The organism is Bacillus hominis (assembly GCF_030348325.1).
Lineage (GTDB): Bacteria > Bacillota > Bacilli > Bacillales > Bacillaceae_G > Bacillus_A > Bacillus_A hominis.
Genome location: NZ_JAUCFS010000005.1, coordinates 4,801,931 through 4,822,471 on the forward strand (window position 1 = coordinate 4,801,931; position 20,541 = coordinate 4,822,471).

Annotated in this window: 18 protein-coding genes; all 18 read right to left on the reverse strand. The window is 32.2% G+C overall.

Annotation, left to right across the window (positions count from 1 at the left end; all coding sequences use genetic code 11):
• Positions 1–552: 552 nt before the first annotated feature.
• The 18 genes from QUF93_RS27610 to QUF93_RS27695 all read right to left on the reverse strand — a co-directional run bounded on the left by QUF93_RS27610 (position 553) and on the right by QUF93_RS27695 (position 20,536).
• Entirely contained in the window at positions 553–1,722 is a 1,170-nt protein-coding gene (locus tag QUF93_RS27610; protein ID WP_098417194.1) for a DegT/DnrJ/EryC1/StrS family aminotransferase, read from the reverse strand.
• A gap of 13 nt (positions 1,723–1,735) precedes the next feature.
• Positions 1,736–2,368, reverse strand: a complete 633-nt coding sequence (locus tag QUF93_RS27615) for an acetyltransferase (RefSeq protein ID WP_289375922.1) — start codon at positions 2,366–2,368, stop codon at positions 1,736–1,738.
• 13 nt (positions 2,369–2,381) lie between these two features.
• Positions 2,382–2,978, reverse strand: coding sequence for a sugar transferase (locus tag QUF93_RS27620; RefSeq protein WP_070146104.1), 597 nt, complete (start codon positions 2,976–2,978; stop codon positions 2,382–2,384).
• Positions 2,979–3,324: 346 nt separating this feature from the next.
• The gene (locus QUF93_RS27625; protein WP_289375923.1) at positions 3,325–4,872 is read right to left on the reverse strand and encodes a lipopolysaccharide biosynthesis protein; all 1,548 of its coding nucleotides are present in this window, start codon (positions 4,870–4,872) and stop codon (positions 3,325–3,327) included.
• Between the two features lie 48 nt (positions 4,873–4,920).
• The gene (locus QUF93_RS27630; RefSeq protein ID WP_016130938.1) at positions 4,921–5,928 is read right to left on the reverse strand and encodes a glycosyltransferase; all 1,008 of its coding nucleotides are present in this window, start codon (positions 5,926–5,928) and stop codon (positions 4,921–4,923) included.
• Between the two features lie 43 nt (positions 5,929–5,971).
• The gene (locus tag QUF93_RS27635; protein WP_289375925.1) at positions 5,972–6,898 is read right to left on the reverse strand and encodes an SP_1767 family glycosyltransferase; all 927 of its coding nucleotides are present in this window, start codon (positions 6,896–6,898) and stop codon (positions 5,972–5,974) included.
• A gap of 148 nt (positions 6,899–7,046) precedes the next feature.
• Positions 7,047–8,228 carry a glycoside hydrolase family 88 protein gene (locus QUF93_RS27640; protein WP_289375927.1) on the reverse strand — a complete coding sequence of 394 codons (1,182 nt, stop codon included), beginning with the start codon at positions 8,226–8,228 and terminating at the stop codon, positions 7,047–7,049.
• 20 nt (positions 8,229–8,248) lie between these two features.
• Positions 8,249–9,430 carry a glycosyltransferase gene (locus QUF93_RS27645; RefSeq protein WP_016127641.1) on the reverse strand — a complete coding sequence of 394 codons (1,182 nt, stop codon included), beginning with the start codon at positions 9,428–9,430 and terminating at the stop codon, positions 8,249–8,251.
• A gap of 12 nt (positions 9,431–9,442) precedes the next feature.
• On the reverse strand, positions 9,443–10,633 hold the full coding sequence (locus QUF93_RS27650) for a glycosyltransferase (RefSeq protein ID WP_016130943.1): 1,191 nt from the start codon (positions 10,631–10,633) through the stop codon (positions 9,443–9,445).
• 13 nt (positions 10,634–10,646) lie between these two features.
• Positions 10,647–11,807, reverse strand: coding sequence for a polysaccharide pyruvyl transferase family protein (locus QUF93_RS27655; protein WP_000671003.1), 1,161 nt, complete (start codon positions 11,805–11,807; stop codon positions 10,647–10,649).
• A gap of 17 nt (positions 11,808–11,824) precedes the next feature.
• On the reverse strand, positions 11,825–12,856 hold the full coding sequence (locus QUF93_RS27660) for a glycosyltransferase (RefSeq protein ID WP_289375929.1): 1,032 nt from the start codon (positions 12,854–12,856) through the stop codon (positions 11,825–11,827).
• Between the two features lie 84 nt (positions 12,857–12,940).
• Entirely contained in the window at positions 12,941–14,137 is a 1,197-nt protein-coding gene (locus QUF93_RS27665) for a glycosyltransferase (protein WP_289375931.1), read from the reverse strand.
• Between the two features lie 9 nt (positions 14,138–14,146).
• Entirely contained in the window at positions 14,147–14,887 is a 741-nt protein-coding gene (locus QUF93_RS27670; protein ID WP_090813747.1) for a glycosyltransferase family 32 protein, read from the reverse strand.
• Between the two features lie 103 nt (positions 14,888–14,990).
• Positions 14,991–16,064, reverse strand: coding sequence for an EpsG family protein (locus QUF93_RS27675; RefSeq protein WP_002184568.1), 1,074 nt, complete (start codon positions 16,062–16,064; stop codon positions 14,991–14,993).
• A 150-nt stretch (positions 16,065–16,214) separates the two neighbouring features.
• Positions 16,215–17,117: a glycosyltransferase family A protein gene (locus QUF93_RS27680; RefSeq protein WP_289360825.1), complete on the reverse strand. Its 903-nt coding sequence runs from the start codon at positions 17,115–17,117 to the stop codon at positions 16,215–16,217.
• A gap of 30 nt (positions 17,118–17,147) precedes the next feature.
• Entirely contained in the window at positions 17,148–18,239 is a 1,092-nt protein-coding gene (locus QUF93_RS27685; protein ID WP_070145563.1) for a hypothetical protein, read from the reverse strand.
• A 57-nt stretch (positions 18,240–18,296) separates the two neighbouring features.
• Complete coding sequence (locus QUF93_RS27690) at positions 18,297–19,397, reverse strand: glycosyltransferase family 1 protein (RefSeq protein WP_289375937.1); 1,101 nt, start codon at positions 19,395–19,397, stop codon at positions 18,297–18,299.
• Positions 19,382–20,536 carry a glycosyltransferase family 4 protein gene (locus tag QUF93_RS27695; protein WP_289375938.1) on the reverse strand — a complete coding sequence of 385 codons (1,155 nt, stop codon included), beginning with the start codon at positions 20,534–20,536 and terminating at the stop codon, positions 19,382–19,384. Before QUF93_RS27695 ends, QUF93_RS27690 begins: the two co-directional genes overlap by 16 nt.
• Positions 20,537–20,541 lie beyond the last annotated feature (5 nt).

A 20,541-nucleotide genomic window follows, 5' to 3' on the forward strand; every position in this document is an offset into this window, starting at 1 on the left:
GGCTTTACATCCCTACCGACTATTAATCTCATCAATCGAGCTTTTACGAACATTCCATCTATCTTCTAAGTTTCCCTAAAATCTTAAGGTAGTGCTCTTAATGCTCATAAATAGCAGGATAAACGTTATATCTTACAAATACACAGGATAATTTTCATCTTTTTATATTTTTAAAATTTCTGTGCTATGATATTTTATATAATTTATTATTAACCCACTAATTAAAGTTGATTTTTCACTTGTTATGTTCTCTATTACTTTATTCTCCTGCTTCTTTAATCGAAACCGGAGAATAACCTTTTTATATTTATACCATTTTCACAAAGGGGATGATATAATATGCGTTTACCACTAATAAAAAATACCATTCGCATTTACCACAAGATTATGTACGCTTACTATTTCACTCTTTATAGGGATTGCCGTGACTTTCATTCAAAGAAAATTTTTTTCAGTAAAATGAGATTTCACAAAAACAGCACTGAATGAGATATTAAATCCTCCTAGTTCATTAACACCCTTCTTAATTAAAGCTGTTTCTATTTTTTATCTTTACATGCCAGCACTTACCATCAATATATTCTTAATACATGTAATAACTCTTGTCTGATCTTTTTCTGTCATACCTGATCCAGACGGAAGACATACGCCTGTTGCAAATAATTTTCTAGAAACATCCTCACTCTCACTATGCGGATAATACATTACATCTTCAAATAAAGGTTGCATATGAAGAGGCTTCCAAACAGGACGCGCCTCAATGTTTTCATTTTCCAGTTGTTTCAGTAATGCCTGAATCGGTACTCCTGTTTTTTCTTCATCTACAGTAAGAACTGTAAGCCATCGGTTTGAATAAGTATCCTCTAACTCAGGCATAAACTGTATCCCTGAAATATGAGATAATTCTTGATAATATCTATCAAATATTCGTCTTCTTGCATGTACTCTCTCTTGTAAGACCTGCAGCTGTGCTCTACCTACACCTGCTAAAATATTACTCATACGATAATTATATCCAACCTCACTATGTTGGTAGTGTGGAGCCGGATCTCTTGCTTGAGTAGCTAAAAATCTTGCTTTTCTCAATGCCTCGACATCATTTGAAACAAGCATGCCTCCACCTGAAGTTGTAATGATTTTATTGCCGTTAAACGAATAAATACCAAATTTTCCGAATGTCCCGCTTTCTTTACCTTTATAGGAAGAACCGAGCGATTCTGCCGCATCTTCTATCACTGGGACATCATATTCATTACATAACGAAAGAATTTCATCCATTTTAGCGCTTTGTCCATATAAATTTACAACAATGACAGCTTTCGGAAGTATTCCTTTCTCATTTGCATCACGTAATGCACGTTCTAAAGCTTGTGGCGACATATTCCACGTTTCAAGCTCAGAATCAATAAATACTGGTTTAGCCCCTAAATATAAAATTGGATTTGCGCTCGCTATAAAAGTAAGACTTGAACAAAACACCGTATCTCCATCATTTACATCCAGTAAGCGAAGTGCCAAATGGATAGCAGAGGTTCCTGAACTAACTGCAGCCGCATCAAGAACTCCAACATGGGATGAAAGTTCACTTTCAAACGCATCTACATTTGGACCAAGTGGAGCAATCCAATTCATATCAAATGCTTCCCCTATATATTTTTGTTCATTACCGCTCATATGTGGAGCGGAGAGATAGATTCTTGTTTTTTCCTGTGAGTATACCACTTTAAACACTCTCCTATAATTCTTTGTTTATTACTCTAGCTGGAATACCAACTGCCTTACAATTCGCTACAATGTCACGGATCACTGTTGCTCCGGCACCGATAACGGACCAATCGCCAATTGTAATATTTGGAATCACATTAACTCCTGCTCCTATATGTACTCCTATTCCTACAGTAACGGATCCTGTAAGCACTGCATTTGGGGAAATATGTGCAAAATCATTTATCTTATTATCATGTTCAATAATAGCGCCTGAATTGACAATAACGTGATTCCCAATTTCAACATCTGCATTAACAATTGCACCTGGCATAATAACCGTACCAGTTCCAATCTTTGTACTTAAACTAACAATAGATTGTTTATGTATAAGCGTCGCATAGCGATGACTGGGAATCTCTAACTGCTCCATAATTATCTTTCTTGTTCTGTTATTCCCTATAGCTATCACGAACTTTGTATCTACATGCTCATCCATTAACTTTACAGCTGCAGAAATAGGTCCAAAATAGACACCATCCTCAATTTTTAACTCTTTATACACATCATCTAATTGCGCAATGATTTCATAATTTCCATACGATAGGATAATATCTCGGATTACTTTACTATGACCACCTGCCCCAATCATAATTATTCGCATCCATCTCACCTCCTCAAGAATTCTTTGTACCATTAAATTTTTCCACAGTTACATGCCCAACCTGATTGATTCCTTCTGACTTAAATACTTTCTTTACCGTTAACAACAAAATTTTCATATCAAGCCAAAAAGTCCGTTTTTTTGCATACCATACATCAAAATCAAATTTTTCCTCCCAAGAAATCGCGTTTCTGCCATTTACTTGGGCCCATCCCGTAATCCCTGGTCTGACATTATGCCGCTTGGCCTGCTCTTCTGTGTATAGTTCCAAATACTCCATCAATAATGGTCTTGGACCTACCAAACTTAAGTCCCCTTTTATAACATTAAACAACTGTGGCAATTCATCTAAACTATATTTTCTCAGAAACCCTCCGAAACGGGTAAACCTTACATCATCGGGCAACGCATTCCCCTCACTATCCTTCTCGTCAGTCATAGTTCTAAACTTATAAAGAAAAAAAGGGACACCATGCAATCCCGGGCGTTGCTGCTTAAATATGATAGGGGAACCCAACTTAATTCTAACTAAAACAGCCACTATTATAATAAGAGGTAAAAGAAACACCAATAATGACAAAGAAACGAACAAATCGAAAAGTCTTTTCATATATAATCATACTCCTAATTTGGTTTATGTATTAACCTCTACTCCATAACTGCCTAAAACTTCTATCTTCATAAAAAGCAGCCCCATTCATAGTTGAAAAATAACGAATTGATTTACTTTTTTATTTAAGGACATGTCATGCAAAATACTTAATTAAAATACTCAGTAATAAGAACACCACCATATTCAACAGAGCATAGTGGTGTTTCATTTCTAAAAGATTCTTAATACTTTCCTTTTATTTACTTGCTCTTACTTTAAGCATTATAATTTTGTGTCAATTCATTAGGCGCTGGTGCTCGATGGATTGGGTCAGTAACGGGATTATAGAAATGTAGATTTCAAATTAAAAAGTGCCCTTTTTGTGTGACTGAATTTTCACCCTCAGGTTTCCAATTATACTTTTAACAACTCCAAATAAATACTTAAATTCATCTGTCTTATAAAAAACAAATACATAAATAGCATTTGGAATTATTAAACAAATCATCCCTCTTAATATTAATTCTAGTAATCCATTATACGGAATAAGACCACATATAAAACTTGTGATAACACAAGCTCCTAACCCTATCATCACATAGTAAGTATATTTTAAAAAATAATCTCTAACCGGTTTACGGAATACTTTCTTATATACTAAATAAGGAGCAATCCAAAATGGAACCACTAGTGTACTTATAAGTGTTCCAATAAAAACACCTGTTATGCCCATATATTGCACCAAGACAATAGAAGCCACCAGATTCACGGCAGCCTCTAAAAAGGGCGCATACCTATCTTCATGAAAAATCCCTGATGTTGTTTTGACCATAGATATAGAACGTCTCATTCCTGATACATAAAAATTTATCATTAATATAATTAATACACTTATATCCATAATAAATTTCGAACCAATCCATAAAGTAATAAAGGGTTGCATTATAATATATAAAAATATGGAAAAAAATGAGTATATCCAAAAATTACAAAGCATAGTAATCTTAAATATGCTATAAATTTTTTCATCGCTTTCTTTTGCAACCAAATTCCCTACACTATGATTTATATTATCAAAGATTTGATTTATAAAAGTTCTACAAATGTTAATTAACATATAATAATTTGAATACAATCCAACAGCTGTAACACTGACAAAAGACGCAATTAACATGTTATCAGTACCAAAGACAATATATCCGCCTATATTATGTAGCACTAAAGCCTTTACATTTTTAACAATATTACTTTTGGTTTCACTATCTAATTTGCTTGCTGCTTTATTTTTTAAAAATGGGTACATCTTATCTACCAATATAGCCAAGAACGCAGAGGTACTGATTGTTATAATAATATCGATTATTAGATATAAAATATAACTATGCGTAAAGTATAAAATCCCTATTTTAATGCAAGTAGATATAATAGATGAGATAGAATAAATCCCTGTAACAATATATCCCTTTTGACAAACATTTAAAAATGAGGTTTTATAAGAAAATAGATAAGATGAAGCTGTATTAATTAAAAATATAATATAAATAAAATGAATATTGTCTACCTTTGCATCTTTAGCGATATATCCAAGAAAAGGTAACAAAAGTAATCCTAGTAACAATACTATTAAAGCTATTGCCATATATGCCTTTCTATAAAAATTCATAAGCATATTGATTCTATCCTGATTATTTTCTGCCACTGGTTTATATAGATTATATATGATAGCAGATCCTATTCCTGCTTCAGCTAAAGATAACATTCCTAATATATTAGTAAATAATCCATTTACCCCCAGATACTCAACACCTAAATAAGTAATAAATATGGTTCTGGAAGCAAAACTTAGTAACGTAATAATAACTTGACTGCCTATACCGGCTGATATATTAATTATTGAATTTTTAACTCTCATTTTTCCTCCCACTTCAGAAAGTATGAAAACACTTTCAACCCAAGAGCATTACCTGATTTCTCTTTTATATGCTGCAACTATTAAAGGATACACTTTAAACTTTATTGCTAAATAATATATATACTCCTTAAAGTTATTGCATCGATATGAAAAACCAATTCCTTTTACACTATCTGAGAACATTTCATAATTCACTATTCTACGAAAAGCATTATTAACATCCACATTAGGGTCGCTTTTTAAATTATTAATCAAGAGTCTATATATGTGATTTATATAATAATTAGCCATATCTTTTTTAAATTGCTTATCGTGTAGTAAACCAAATTCTTGTGAAAGTTGTCTTCTCATTTGATATTGTAAAACTAAACTGTTCTCTAAATTTGGTTTATACGGAACCCTCATTAAGCTATTTGGATTATTAATAGTATAAAAATAAAGAACTTCTGAGACTGCACATACCCTTTGTGAGTGCAATAAAAACTCTAAATTAAAAATAACATCTTCTCCAATAAACACTTGTTCATTAAATCTGATGTTTTTTTCTTTTATAATGCTTAAATTGTATATATACCTCCATGCGAAGCATAGATCATTCTTGGAATGAACATTTGGAGAGCTCAGTATAAAATCTCTCCCGTTCATAACAGTATCTAATTTGAAGTTAGGAATAATACTATTATTATTTGGAACAGTTTTGTATCCGCATATTACAGCATCACACTTTTCATCTTCCGCAATACCATATAACCTAGTAAAATAGTTTTCGCTTACCACATCATCGGGATCTATAAACACTATATACTTCCCTGTAGCAGCCTCGATCCCTGCATTCCTTGCGCTACTCACTCCTCCATTTTCTTTATAGATTACTTTAATTCTATTATCCTTTTCTACATATTCTTCACATATTTCACCACATTTATCTGTTGAACCATCATTGACTAGAACTAATTCAATATTGACGAAAGGCTGTTTTAAAACACTTTCAATACACCTAGCTAACCATTTTTCCACATTATATATGGGAACAATAACACTTATTAATTCATGCAATCCTTTCACCTCTACATTACTTACATAAGTTAAACCCTCATGCCTATCTTATTACAGCTTTAATTTCGCTTAAATATTTCTCATCTTGAATATCGCCCACATTTTGTCCAGCACCTGCTTCACATACGTACTTATTTTCAATTTTGATTTTAGTTTTTGCTTGTCTTAAAAACCATTCGTATTCAATATCCACATGCCCTATATCAATTGCTTGATATCCCTCTTTATACAAATCATATGCTAATATAGTAGCAGTAGGCCCTATCGCTAATAGCATCAATTTAGATTTATTATTTTTTTTTGCTGCTGTTAAGATTTTATTGTAATGTAAGAATGCGTGCTCCTCTGGTACTAAAATCCTTTCAATTGATTTAGCATTGTCAAACAGATCATTTCCAATACCTAATCTACTCTTACTACCCTCTATTAAAACTATATCCCTATCTTTCCATATTAATTTTAATAATATAAACCATTCTTTACATTTTGACTTATCTCGAAAGGGATAATAGAATCTCGATATAAAGGAATTATAATATATTTTTCCCTTCTTCAAGTCTTTATACCACTTTAATCTATATTTTGCAGTATGAAGACTCCAATAATCCTTTGGTTCATCTGCATATTTTGATAAATCTTGAAAAACATCCGGCAAACAAACTAAGAACTTCTCATCTTCACTTAGCAATATTTCTTTTAATCTTTTTGATAACAAATGATCAGCCCGTTGAAATGTTATATCTAGATTATGAATTAATTTAAATTCACCATCACCATACCTGGCTACGGAAGCTTTATCATGAATAATTTTTTTTAAAGTTTCATCTATAGATTGAATCCTAGGGGGCTTGAAAAAGCACTTCGTGAATCGATCTTTTATGATAGTTAATCGATTCAAACTCTGAATTTTCATATCGATCAATTTATTCCAAATAAAAACTAACATACTTTTTATTTTTATTTGCACCATACCAAGCTCCTTTCTAATACTTTTCTCGATAGAGCATTAGATTATCTTTCCTCTTTTTCTTAAGAAAATTACTCTTATCCCTCTATTCATATCTTATATAACATTTATTAATCTAACTATTAAAATTTAGCCGCCCTTATAAGGATGACTAAATTTTATAATTATTACGTAAATTAATTAATCTAATACAAAACCCTTGTGTGAATGGCAATATATCGAATAACGTAGAATATACACCTATATCCTTCGTATCACCTTGAGAGAAGTCGACCGCTCCGTTTCTTCTTGTCACTCCCATCAAATAACCGATAGCTTTATCTGCACTTTCCAAACATTCCTTTGAAATATCTTCTATCTTTGCTGCATTCAACATAAACCACCCCAGTGTGGATGTAGCGGAGGAATCTGGTCCGCATTCGTTCCTGGTTACAGTCCAATTCCAATTGCCCTGTTGTTGAAATTTCATCGTAGCTTTTGCAAATTTACGTACACTTTCTTCTAATACAGGTTTATAGCTGTTGTTTTCCGGTAATTCATTCCACGTATCTATAAGACCTATAGCAAACCATCCAAGACCTCTTCCCCAGCCATATAAACCTAGAGGAACTTTATCTTCTAATCTATAAGCATGACATGGTATATGACTTAAGTTTAACATTCCATATGTTTCATATTCTTTAATCTGCTTTACAGCCAAATCTATACACTCACTTTTGTTATACCTAATGCCGTAAGTCACTAAGAATGGACATATGAAACCAATGGTATCTACGTATCGATACCCCTTCATAAACTTTCTATATTCTATCGTACCATCCTCACCTATATGCTCTTGTATCATTTCCCAAGTAGCATCCAAGGCTTTTTTATATTTATCTATATCCTCAAAATCCAGCTTCATGATCGCATAAGCAAGTATTGCTCCATCTACATACTGAGGTTTGTGCACCCACTGACCATTATGATCAAATTTAGAGTTCAAAAACTTCGTAATTTCATGTTTCACTGCTTTGTCATCGTTATATTTCAGGTATTCAGACAACCCTAATAGTAAAGATGCTTCTTGCCAATGCTGTATAGCACTTTTCGTATAATTTCCTTTCAACATATCAATTGCTATTAATCTTGTGTTATCAGTTACCTTAATCTTTGGTGTTTTATTTAGCCACTTAACACCTATATGAGTGATTGACTGATTCCATAAGCCTTTATCCGTATATCTCCCTATTTTTATTCTTCCCAACCAATTCTTTCCTATAGGAATGAAATCAATCACTACAATAATTGCGATTACAGTAAGTAACACAAGGCACGCTGCCTGTATAACCATATAATTATGTCCTTTCTATACTACTTAAATAATGTATATAATTTTTTTATCTCCGACTCGGTTCCTAGCTCTTCATCTGATAAGTTCTTTATTAACTTATTTCTTAATTCTTCATTATGTATTAATTTCTTAATTCCCTCCGAAAGTGAGTGAGCATCCATGTCTATAATCAGCCCATTTTCTTCATTTTTAATTTGATCTTTAGCTGTACTGAAATTTGTTACCATTATTGGTTTATGCAGTATTTTTGCTTCGTCTATTGCGATAGATTTTCCTTCGAACCTGGATGGTTGTACATATATATCTGCTTCTCTTATATACGGATAGGGATTTTCTTTCAGTCCTAACAGTAAAAAATGATCTTGAAGGTGATTTTCTTCTATCATTTTTTCTAACTTACCTCGCCCTTCCCCTTCTCCAATGATATACCACTTTATTTCATATCCATCTCCAACCAGATTCTTACATGCTTCTATAGCCAAATCAAATCCCTTTTCATGACTTAGCCTTCCTACAGAAACAAGCTTTACCCCTTTACGCTCTAGATCTACCTTTTCCTGTGACATTTTATTTATCGTACTTGGAGATACGATGTTATGAATAACACCTATTTTGTCGTTATATATAGAAAATCTTTGTTTTAAAACATTGGCACATTCCTCAGACACCGTCACTATATGATCCAATGAACGAAAATAACCCATATCAATGTTAGGATCCATTCCTAATTTGTCATAATCAGTGTGTATAAAACCAATTTTCTTATTCGCATTTACTTTGTCTATACAAAAGTAAACTGGGTTCTTTTCTAAGTACCCAATCGCTACATCATACTTTTTACTTATATTCTGTAAAGATTTTGATAGATATCGCCATACTCTCTGTTCACAACGGGCTTTGTTTTTTTCACTTTTAAATATGTAACCTGCACAAACCCTTGATAAGGCTATATCTAGTCTTCCTTGTCGCAAGCATTTCATGACAGCTGCTTTTATCGGCATATCAAACAACTGATACTCAGAAGGTTCTTCCAATACATTCACTTGTTTAGGGATTTTATTAAGGAATAAACCTTCATGCTTAAATAAAAATAAATCCACATTATAGCGAGAGTAATCCATCGTATTCAACAGAGAGATTAATGACTTCTCAGCCCCACCGCAGTTCAAATTATTGATAACAAATAATACGTCTTTTTTCATAATAATCACCTTTTAAAGAATTCCGTAGAGCTTATTTATTTCTTTTTCGGTTCCTAACTTTTCTGTAGATAAATTATTTACGATTCTTTCCCTTAATTCTATATCTTTGATAAGCCTTTCAATTTCAGTTGCTATTCCTTCTTCAGACATCTCAGCAATAATTCCGTTTATTCCATGATTTATTTGATCTTTTGCAGTTTCAAAGTTGGTCACCACTATCGGTTTATGCAATATTTTTGCTTCATCAATTGCTATAGACTTACCTTCATACCTAGATGGTTGCACATATATATCTGCTTTTCGTATATAAGGATAGGGATTTTCTCGAACCCCCAAAATTGTAAAATGGTTTGATAGATGATGATCTTCTATTAAACGTTCTAATGCATCTTTTTCATTTCCATCCCCTAATACGTACCAATTTATCTTGTATCCTTTTTCAAGAAGTAACTTGCAAGATTTCACCGCTAAATCTAAACCCTTTTCATGACTTAATCTGGCGACAGTAATAATATTGGTATAATGTCTATCAAACAAACTGTCATCTTCTATATCTTCTTTAGATAAATCATATATAACGCCAGGAGCTACTATATTATATATAATCGTAACTTTATTTTTTAGTTGTGGAAAATTTTCTTGTAACGATTTTGCACACTCTTCTGAAACCGTTATTAGATTATCTAGTTGTTCAAAATATGAGTTATCGAACTGGCAATCCATACCTGAATTCGAGTAGTTTGTATGTATCCATCCAGCCTTTTTTTTGGCATTGACCTTATCAACTACGAAGTATATTGAAGACTTTTCAAGATAGCCTATCGCTGCATCATACTCTTTTTCTAACACTTCAAATGACTTACTTTGATATTCCCATGTATACTGTTCTGAAATTGCAGCTTCCTTTATCAATCTATTTTTAATAGTGAACATCAATCTTGAATATGCTAAATCAATTTGTCCATTCTTTAAAAAGCCCATTATTGAATTTTTAAGGCTAGATGCAAATATTTTATAATCACTTGGCAGATCTAATATATTTACCTCTCTTGGTATCGAATTTATGAATATTCCTGTTTTATTAAACAAAAATAAATCTACATCATATAAACTGTAATCTATCTGAGATAGTAAATTTATCAAGCTTTTTTCTCCACCACCAGCAGATAAACTAGGCATAACAAATAGTAGTTTTTTTTTCATAATGTACCCCAAATTACTTAGACAATTCTTTCAAATATTCTACTGCTTTGTAAGACATTTTCTTTATATTAGGTATAGATTGTCGTAGCTTTTGCCTTATCTCCTCTTCCTCTCGTACCATCTCATCAAATCTTGCTTTTAATTTATTACTATCAGATATCTCCTCTATATCTAAAACTAATTTTTCTTCCCCAAATATATCTTTAGATATCCCTTTGGACTTTACACTATATCCCAATACCATAGTCGGAATAAAACTAGAGTAAGCAGCTATAGTTGCATGCGTTCGAGCTCCTATAAAGAAACGCATTCTAGCTATATACCCCTTATACTGTATTGCATTTAAGTTATCTGGTAACAGAATCACTCTGCCTGTGTCCTTAAATTCTTTGTAATATTTGTAGAGAACTTCGTAATCATTGTTCCCATCTTCAATAACGTGAGGTGTAAGAGCAATCGTCATATCTGTCGTATTTAATATATGATTAATTAACTCTCTTACCGCAACTTGAGAATTCTCATTTCTATTCCATACAAGCGGGCTAAAATTAAGACCCATTGTATTTCCTTCCTGCCATCCATTAGGCAACTCCAATTCTTCTTTTTCCATTGTAAATGCAGCATCAGCACACAATTGAACGTTATTTAATCCTTGTTTTTTTAACATATTATAGGTAAGACTTTCGCGTGCTAATATTAAATCAAAGAGCTTTAGATCTTCCAACTTTCTTTCAGACATATCCTCTTCTCCTATAGAACATCCCCATAGTACTAGCTTTTTCCCCTGCATTTTTACTCTTCTATCAATCTCATACCACCCAGGTTGCTCTCCATAGCAATAATTATCCCCTCCGATAGATAAACATACATCGGAACTTTTTATATGCTTTATTATGTTATGATGAATTTTCCCTAACGCATAAGACTCATCGTTAAAGAGTTTTACTTTAACTGAGGACAATAACCAATCATATGAATATTTTTTCAGACTGCGGCTAGAGCCATCATATATATAATCTAACTTATTGATTACCTTATCTGTTTCAGGTCTATCTGATGCCAAACATACTTTTGCTCCATCTATTTTTTCTTTTATAATATTTGTAGAAGCTCGAACTATCGCTTCGCACCCTCTATTCAAACTGCCCCCATGGGCAAACATCATAAACTTCACACTAAATTCCTCCAGTTTTATTTATTTCTAAGCCTGCTGTAAGAGACTGCGAAGTATAACCCCACAGTAGATTTTCTTTTAATCATATTTATTAAAAATTTCTCATATCTACCAAGCTTGCTATAAGTTACTTCACAATATAACGGCAATGCCTCTCTAACATATTTATTGCATATCATATTTTTTATGTATTCATATCTCTCACTAAACCGTATTTCCTTAGACGGTTCAAAATAAATATATACGTAGGAAATTACACTATTTATAAACTTTCTTGATTTCAATTCACGTATCTTTGCCTTATCGACCTTTTCGATGTAAATTTTCGGTAGTTCCATATTATATACTTCCACAGCTCGCTTGAAATAATCTTTTTTTGAGATATCCCGAGTTGCGCTACTCGCTACATCCCTATAATAATATCCCGTATAATCTATATATTTCATATTAGTTGCATTACTAAAAAATTGAATATTAAACATTCCATCTTCTCCTAATGCAACCTTCTCTGGAAACTTCACATTATTTTTCGTTATTATGCTATTTTTATAAATTTTGTTTACAGCAGTATTTAAATTATCGCTTTTAAGAAAATAGGATAATATCTCTTTATTTATATATTCTTTTTCCAGAACAATATTAGTTGGAAATGGATATTCAATTGTTACCTTATGCCCTTCAATCTCACTTCTTAAATTTGATATAATTACATCACAATTGCTTTGTTTTGCTGAATTATACAGAGTTTCATACATATCCGCTTCTACATAATCATCAGCATCAACAAACCCAATATATTCACCATTAGCTATAAGAATTCCTTGATTCCTTGCAATACTCACACCTTGATTTTTTTGATTTATAAGTATAATCCTGTCATCTAGTGCCCTATACTTTTCAATAATCTCTACACTATTGTCCGTTGAACCATCATTGATAAAGATAAATTCACAGTTATGAAGCACCTGATTTAACAGTGATTCTATACACCGAGTAATATATTTACCAGCATTATAAACCGGTATAATTACACTGACATTTCTATTCATGAGCAAATCACTCCTTTGCTTCGAATCTCTTATACTTTCATTTTTTAAAATTTTTGTAGTTGTACCAATACACTTAATAAACTTTTAAGCCTCCATAATTTCATACAACTTATTTAATTCATACTTATTACTATAATCAGTATTACTACAATTGTTAGCTAACTGCTTTCTTACGGTAGCATCCCTATACAATTTTTCTATTCCATCTGCTATTCCTTCAACGGATAATTCCGTAATATATCCGTCAACCCCATTTTTCACTTGACTGTTTGCGGTTGTATAATTTGTAATTAGGACTGGTTTTGCAAGTATCTGAGCCTCTCCTACTGTAACAGCTTTTCCCTCATATCTAGATGGTTGGACATATAAATCAGCTTCTTTTATATATGGATATGGATTAATTTGCTTTCCTAGCAACACAAAGCTATTTTCTAATTTCAAATCCCTTATTAGATTTTTAATCATTGTTTCGTCTCCACCATATCCAACTACATACCAGGCTATATTCTCATAGCCTTTATCTTTCAATATCCTTAAAGCCCTAACAGCATTATCGATTCCTTTTGCATGAGATAGCCTAGCCACAGTTATAACTTTAAAACGGTTATCAAGAAGCATAGGGGTATCTATTTCTTCATTCGCCATATCTCTAATAAACTGCGGGGAGGTTATATTTTCCATTACTATAACCTTATTTTTTAATGAACTATATTTTTTTAAAAATGAATTTTTGCATGCTTCTGATACAGCTACAATATAATCAAATTTATTCCATACTTTTAAATCCATCTCTATATCTGTCTCAATTATGGAATAATCTGTATGAATCCATGCTATTTTTTTCTTAGCCTTGACCTTATCTGCTACAAAATAATGCGGCCATAAATAGCTAATCGCAACGTCATATTCTTTATCTAGCTTAGGTAAAAATGGAGTAGCATATTTCCACATTAATTGCATTTGATAATATCCTGTCTCTACTATTCCTTTAGCTTTTCCTGCAAAACGAGTATTTATCTTAGATAAAATTCTAGAAAATCCAATGCCATACTCTTTATCCTTTAAAGTTTCTCCAATTGACTTCCTAAAGGTGGTGTATTGTGGAACTTCTTCTAATAAATTTACCTTGTTACAAACTAATTCCATAAAATCCCCTTGATGTCTATACAGCATTAAATCAACAGCGTATTTTTTGTAATCAAAACCCTCAAGCATACTTATAAGGCTTCTTTCTACTCCTCCAACTTCCATATCAAATGAGGCCACCAGTATATCCTTCATATATGCCTCCTAATTTTTTGTAACAAATTTTCTTATCCGCGCTATATTTTCTCCACCTATAACCTTAGATGCTAACAGTTTTAAACCACTCTTCAATCTTGCTTTAGGTGGTAACCAACTTTTATAAAAATGATGCATTGCATATGTATTTGGAGTAATAAATTTTCTACAGTTAATATAATCATATGGAGAAAAATATGTTTGAGGATAGAAGGCCCCTATCCCACTTATTTCTTGATATTTTCCATTCAACTGTAATCCTTTATTTTTTAGTATCTCGCTTATAATGGCCACATTGGTTAAACTGTCATACTTTCCATCCTCTTTAATAAAACTTTTTTCTTCGTATGAATCTAGAAACATTCTTATTAACACATTTCCTTTAGTGGCCCCTATTGTACTTGTAGCTATATAGTTCTCTTGTTCAAATCCCCAAAATGAATCATGATGTAGCATATCATCAAAAGATTTGAATACCTCCACATCCGTATCTAAGTAAATTCCTCCAAATTTATAAAGAGCGTATACTCTTACATAATCACTTACAAATGCAAATTTTTTGTATTCATAGGCTTCCTTGACATATAAATTACAATTTATATCAAAATTATCTTCATTCCACTCAATTATTTCATAACCAGCTAAATTCTCTTTCCAGCTATCTATACATTTTTTTACTATTATAGGTTTTTCTCCTTTACCAAACCAACAATAGTGAATGATGCGTGGAATCTTTTCTGTAAATGCCAACTCAGTATCCCCTTTCTAAACTATATAGAATAATATACCTATACACCTAAATTTCCATATTTCATTGATCAACTAGTCATTAACATATTTCACCTTAAAAAACTTAGAAATTTAAAAAATTACTTTTATAAATAATGTTTAATGTTATTACATTCTCGTATGCATAGAAAATAAAATAAAATACTAATATTGCATAATAAACTAGTTTTTGGTCTTTATCAGTAAATAATTTTATAATCCATGAAATTAAAATTAATTGGTATAATCCAAAATATATAGAAAATCTTGCAAAAATCCAATTTTGTGTTGAAATTATCATGAATACAAGTCCTAATATAGACATATTTACTACATAGTCACTTTTAGGAAATATTTCCCTAAGTTTCTCTCTTCCAATGTAAGCAATAATAATTGGAGGAATATTAACTCCAACTCTAAGTATATTTGCTCCGCCCTCAGAAAAGTTCTTGTAATCTCCATACTGACTATCTCCTATGACTGAGAATAACGTATCTAAAAATTGATTAAACCCTATAACTATGAATACAGAGCAAAAAAGGGTTACATACGTTTCCCATGACCATGCTTTTCTCCTAATCATAAAATATATTGGAATAAGGATAAGTGCAGTTTGATGTATTGTTGATGCAAATAGAATAATTAAAATATACTTTTTCCAGTTACCTTCAAATATATATTTTGTTGCAGCAAAAATAATTGCTGCTGCAAGAAATTGCCTTATCCCATTCATTGATATTAAATACATTCCACCTGTTATATATACATATAAACTTAATTCAAACATTCTTGTATATTTATATAAAACCAACACAATAAGTACATTTGTTATCAGTGCCGTTACAAAAATCAATATTTGAGGGTCATTAGAGAACTGCTTTAAAATCATCTGAAGCACATTAAAACCCATATCTTTTCCTTCTTTTATATGTTCCCAATCAAACGTATCTTTTTTATAAGAATACATATAAAAAAAAGTATCCCCGATATTATTACGGAGACCAGACACCATTACAAGAATAACTATTGTCAAAAATACTAACAGCTTATTGGGCTTTGATTGAACAATGTGTGGTCCCATTATTACAGGAGTAGAAAAATATCTTGCTAAAAAAGAAAGAATATAAACTAAAGCCAGCGTAACCCAAAGTATAAACATTTTTAAATTCCTTTCATATTACAGATTGTAAATATAAAACTCTTTGCTATTCTTTAACCAAATAATTCAATAATATAGCCTATCAGTCCTATATTTCTCTTACAATCTAAATACATGTGACAATAAAATACATAGTTAATTAAAGACCTACTATTTATTTTTCAAAACAGTAGCTTTACTTGTCTTTTGAATATAAAAATGAAGCATAATCCCAAAAGGTGTAGCCACCAAAGTAATAAATTTACATGGGGACTCAATGAGAAATTTATAGTTTTTGATCATCAAGTTGCTAGATACATAATGTATAGATTCTCGAAATTTTTCTTTTAATGTAGGAGCATATTTCATAGCAACTTTTCTAAAGAATGAGAACCCTTGGGGATTCTTTCTATATTGCTTAATAATGTTCATGCTAGATCCATCTGCTAAATACTCAACATGACAAAGAACTTTATTCATGATGAGTAACGGATGCTCTTGATCAATAAGAATATATTTATAACTTAGAGGACAGTACTTTTCGCCCGAAAATATTGGATATGGTGGGGTTTTTCGTGTTAACTCTGATCGATAAACTAACTTTTTATCACCTGTGACTTTATATTTCGCATGCAAATCTGTCAGTTTAGATTCCTTCACATGTTCCGGCATCATCGTTCCAATAACTTTTCCATTTGGATTAGCGTCTAACCCTATTATGCCAGCGTAATCATTACTTCCATAATCCTTCCAAAAACGAGTGATATTTTCAACGGCATCATCCGCCATATAATCATCAGAATCAATACAAACATTAAGTTCCGTATCAATTAATTCGTAAGCAGTATTATGTGCCCCGTGCATTCCCTGATTCTCTTGATAATGATACTGAATTGAGATACTGCCTTGGGAAATCCAATTTTCTATTAACTCTCTTGTATCATCTGTAGATCCATCATCAATAATTAACCAAACAAAATCCTTACTTGTCTGTCGCTTTAAACTTTCATAACATAAATGCAGCGTGTAAGCACGGTTAAATGTAGGTGTAAAAATTGTAAGAGTAGGTTTCAATTTACATCTCTCCATCAATCATCTAATCTATTAAAATTCATCCCCTAATATTGTTAATATACTATTTAATACTAATCTATCAGGTCTTACATATTCATGGTAATATCTATAATTGTTAATCATCATTTGATATCTATAATTTTCATCATTTGATAAAGTATATATTTGATTTATACATTCTTCTGGTGTTTTAAAAACAAGATAATTTTGACCATCACGAAAATCACCTGGGACTTCATAATGTAATTCTTCTGTTACTATTGCCTTGCTTGCTGCAACATACTCTGCAAATTTCCAACCAATAGATTGATGTAATCCCATAGTTGCAATACAAATTGCAGATTCTTTTACCTTTCTTAGGTAATTATTCCGTTCAGTAGCTTTTCCGTCTTCTATAACAATATCTGCATAATTTTTATATGCAAATTCTGATGGTGCTACTCCTCCATAAAATTTATCTCCAAACTCTTTTCGACAAAGTCTAATGCATGTTGCTCGAAAATCATTAATATATGCACGTTCTTCCTTTTTATTCGAAGAAATTTGCCCTTCATAATCTCCATTTACATCCCATAGCCTAGCCATAAAAAGAATTTTTGAATCTATTTCTTTATGAGGTATATCTTCAAAAGAATTAATACGATATAAACCATTGTAATATTGAGACAACGGAACCTTCCGTATTATTTTCTTAATTTTCTCCCTAAGTGGATCTTGAGGCATCGGTGAATGCGCAATATTTCCAGGTATTGTAACCATATAATTTAATCCAAGAGGATAAATTTTTTCCTTATGCCTTAACTTTGAATTATAAAAACTATTAAAACTTCGCTTAAAGTAAAAGTCGTATTTTTCTAACAACACATTCATAAACTCAACATAATCCTGATTTTGCTTAAGCAAATTATCATAACCATCATTAACATCATATAACACTCGAGTTTTCCCGTTGATTATAACTTCCATCATATTATAAGGTAATTGATCTTGATGATTCTTACTAAGTTTCTCTATCCTCAAGTCTATTACTCCTTGTTGAGCAAGTAGAACAAAACCTGCAGTTATATTATAGAGATGCAGCGGAACTTCTCCTAGCCTAAGACAACATGAAACTCTTGACATCATTGTGCTCCTTTTTAATCCTTTAGACATTATTTAAAATATAGAAGTTACTATTAATTAAAGCGCTTGAAGATAAAAATTCTCAAGCCAAGTAGCCGATTCACTTATATCATATCCTTCTTTCTTGATATATCCTTCTACATCTTGCATACGTTTATTGACATCCAATATATCCTGCGCCCATATTTCGGGAGAGGTATTTATGCTTTCAAAACTCACTAGACCTGCTCCCATGTCTACTTCTTTAGTTATCGCATCCGAGATTACACAAGATAACCCAGCTCCTTGCGCTTCTATAAGAGTAACAGGCAATCCTTCATGAATGGATGGGAATGCAAATACATCAAAAGCTTGAAGTAAATGGTCGATATCGCTCCTTATGCCAAGAAACTTTACATTAGCCCCTAAATTTAATTCTTCCACTTTTTGTTCAATCTCTAACCGTAACGGACCATCCCCCACCAAAACAAGAACGGAATCTCTTCTAAGTTTAACTAACTGAGCAAACACTTCTATAAGGAATCCATGATTTTTTTGATGCGCAAACCTTCCTACATGCCCTACTACAAAGTTATCAACTGTAAGATTTAGTTCCTCTCTTATCTGTTTTCTAATTTCGGGGGAAAATGAAAACTTTTCAGGCTCAATTCCATTTTTTAAAATCGTGGCAGTATCTGTTTTACCTGCAAATAACCAGCGAGATGCTGCATCCGAGCATGCTAGAAGATGTGTCGCACTTCGTAATATATACTTCCCTGCATACCACTTATATACTTTCGCAGCAACTCCACCTTCACTGCTAGTATTGTGACTATGTGCGATACGAACTGGTATACCAGCTTTCTTAGCTGCACGTAACACAAATCCACTCATCTTATCCATGTGTGAGTGTACAATCTTATATTCTTGATGAGATTCAAAAAAATTATCTAAAGACTTTATGTATTCGTTATGACCACCATCAGTAATATATGGAATCCTGTGCACTTTCCCACCTAATTCTGATATTTCTGTATCGAAAACACCTTCCTTACAAGTAAGAAAATCAAACTGCACTTTATTTCGATCTATATTCCGGTACAAGTTCATAATAAGGGTTTCTGCACCACCACGGTTCATATTGACTACAACATGTAAGATTCTTAATGGACAACCCAATCTAACGCCTCCGTTCTACTCATAAACATGGTGTAAATATGGCTCTTTTCTTCTAATACTTTATTGACGGCATAATTATTTTTAATAATCTCACGACCAGACTCTCCGAATATGCCTTGTAAGCTACTATTTTCAGCGAGATATTTTATCTTTTCTGCCATTGTCTGTATGTCTTCACGACCTACTGTCCAACCATTTACACCATTTTGAATTAACTCTTTATGGCCCCTGTTCTCACTGGCTATAACAGGCAATCCGCAAGCCATCGCTTCCATAATATTAACTGGTAACCCCTCACGTAGACTGGATGCAACAGAAATATCACAAATAGGTAAAATTTTTGCAATATCATTCCTATAACCAAGGAAATCTATCATTTCAAATACACCCATTTGTTTAGCTAAATTTTTGCAATCATTTATCAAAGGACCATTCCCAGCCAATAGAAGCCTTGCATTGGGAACATGATCTTTTATTAAGGCCAATGAACGAATCAAAAACTGCTGATTTTTATTTTTATTAAACTCAGCCGCATAAAACATTAAAAAATCATCCGGTTTATAACCCATCTCAATCCTTAGACAATTCTTTTGAGCCTCACTAACTGGTTTAAAATATTCTGTGTCCACTCCCACCCCATGAATTTGTTCAATTTTAGGTACTTTAAACTTTCGCTGAACAGCCAAGTTATAATCTTCTTGGTTAATTGTAATGAGGCAATCTGTATAATTTGCTAGCATTTTTTCAATTGGATAATATAACAGCCAATTTGCAAGCGGGGCACCTTTACAAAAATGAAATCCATGCGCAGTATATAAAACTTTTGTTCCATGCTTTCTAGATTTTCTTGCTGCCAAACGTGCAACGGCTCCCCCCATCGGGGTATGACAATGAATAATTTTATATTGATTTTCATCAATAATATCTTTCAGCTCTTTATAAGCCTTAATATTCTTAAATTGCAAAGGTGACCTTTGAATAGAAATGTCATACTTCTTATCCACATATGGAAGTTCTATGTTGCCAGCAGCAGCAACATGGACTTCCCAGCCTTGTTCTTTAAACCATTTCATATACGGCAAATGAAATGCCTTAAAGTGAAAGTCTACCGTCGCACAAAATAATACTTTATTTTCCATATATA

Coding starts and splice junctions, on each gene's coding strand:
- QUF93_RS27640 (WP_289375927.1), bottom strand. CDS start 8,228: ATGGTTATACAGGCAGCGTGCCTTGTGTTACTTACTGTAATCGCAATT.
- QUF93_RS27645 (WP_016127641.1), bottom strand. CDS start 9,430: ATGAAAAAAGACGTATTATTTGTTATCAATAATTTGAACTGCGGTGGG.
- QUF93_RS27665 (WP_289375931.1), bottom strand. CDS start 14,137: ATGAAGGATATACTGGTGGCCTCATTTGATATGGAAGTTGGAGGAGTA.
- QUF93_RS27685 (WP_070145563.1), bottom strand. CDS start 18,239: ATGTCAAGAGTTTCATGTTGTCTTAGGCTAGGAGAAGTTCCGCTGCAT.
- QUF93_RS27650 (WP_016130943.1), bottom strand. CDS start 10,633: ATGAAAAAAAAACTACTATTTGTTATGCCTAGTTTATCTGCTGGTGGT.
- QUF93_RS27695 (WP_289375938.1), bottom strand. CDS start 20,536: ATGGAAAATAAAGTATTATTTTGTGCGACGGTAGACTTTCACTTTAAG.
- QUF93_RS27635 (WP_289375925.1), bottom strand. CDS start 6,898: ATGGTGCAAATAAAAATAAAAAGTATGTTAGTTTTTATTTGGAATAAA.
- QUF93_RS27675 (WP_002184568.1), bottom strand. CDS start 16,064: ATGTTTATACTTTGGGTTACGCTGGCTTTAGTTTATATTCTTTCTTTT.
- QUF93_RS27615 (WP_289375922.1), bottom strand. CDS start 2,368: ATGCGAATAATTATGATTGGGGCAGGTGGTCATAGTAAAGTAATCCGA.
- QUF93_RS27625 (WP_289375923.1), bottom strand. CDS start 4,872: ATGAGAGTTAAAAATTCAATAATTAATATATCAGCCGGTATAGGCAGT.
- QUF93_RS27620 (WP_070146104.1), bottom strand. CDS start 2,978: ATGAAAAGACTTTTCGATTTGTTCGTTTCTTTGTCATTATTGGTGTTT.
- QUF93_RS27660 (WP_289375929.1), bottom strand. CDS start 12,856: ATGAATAGAAATGTCAGTGTAATTATACCGGTTTATAATGCTGGTAAA.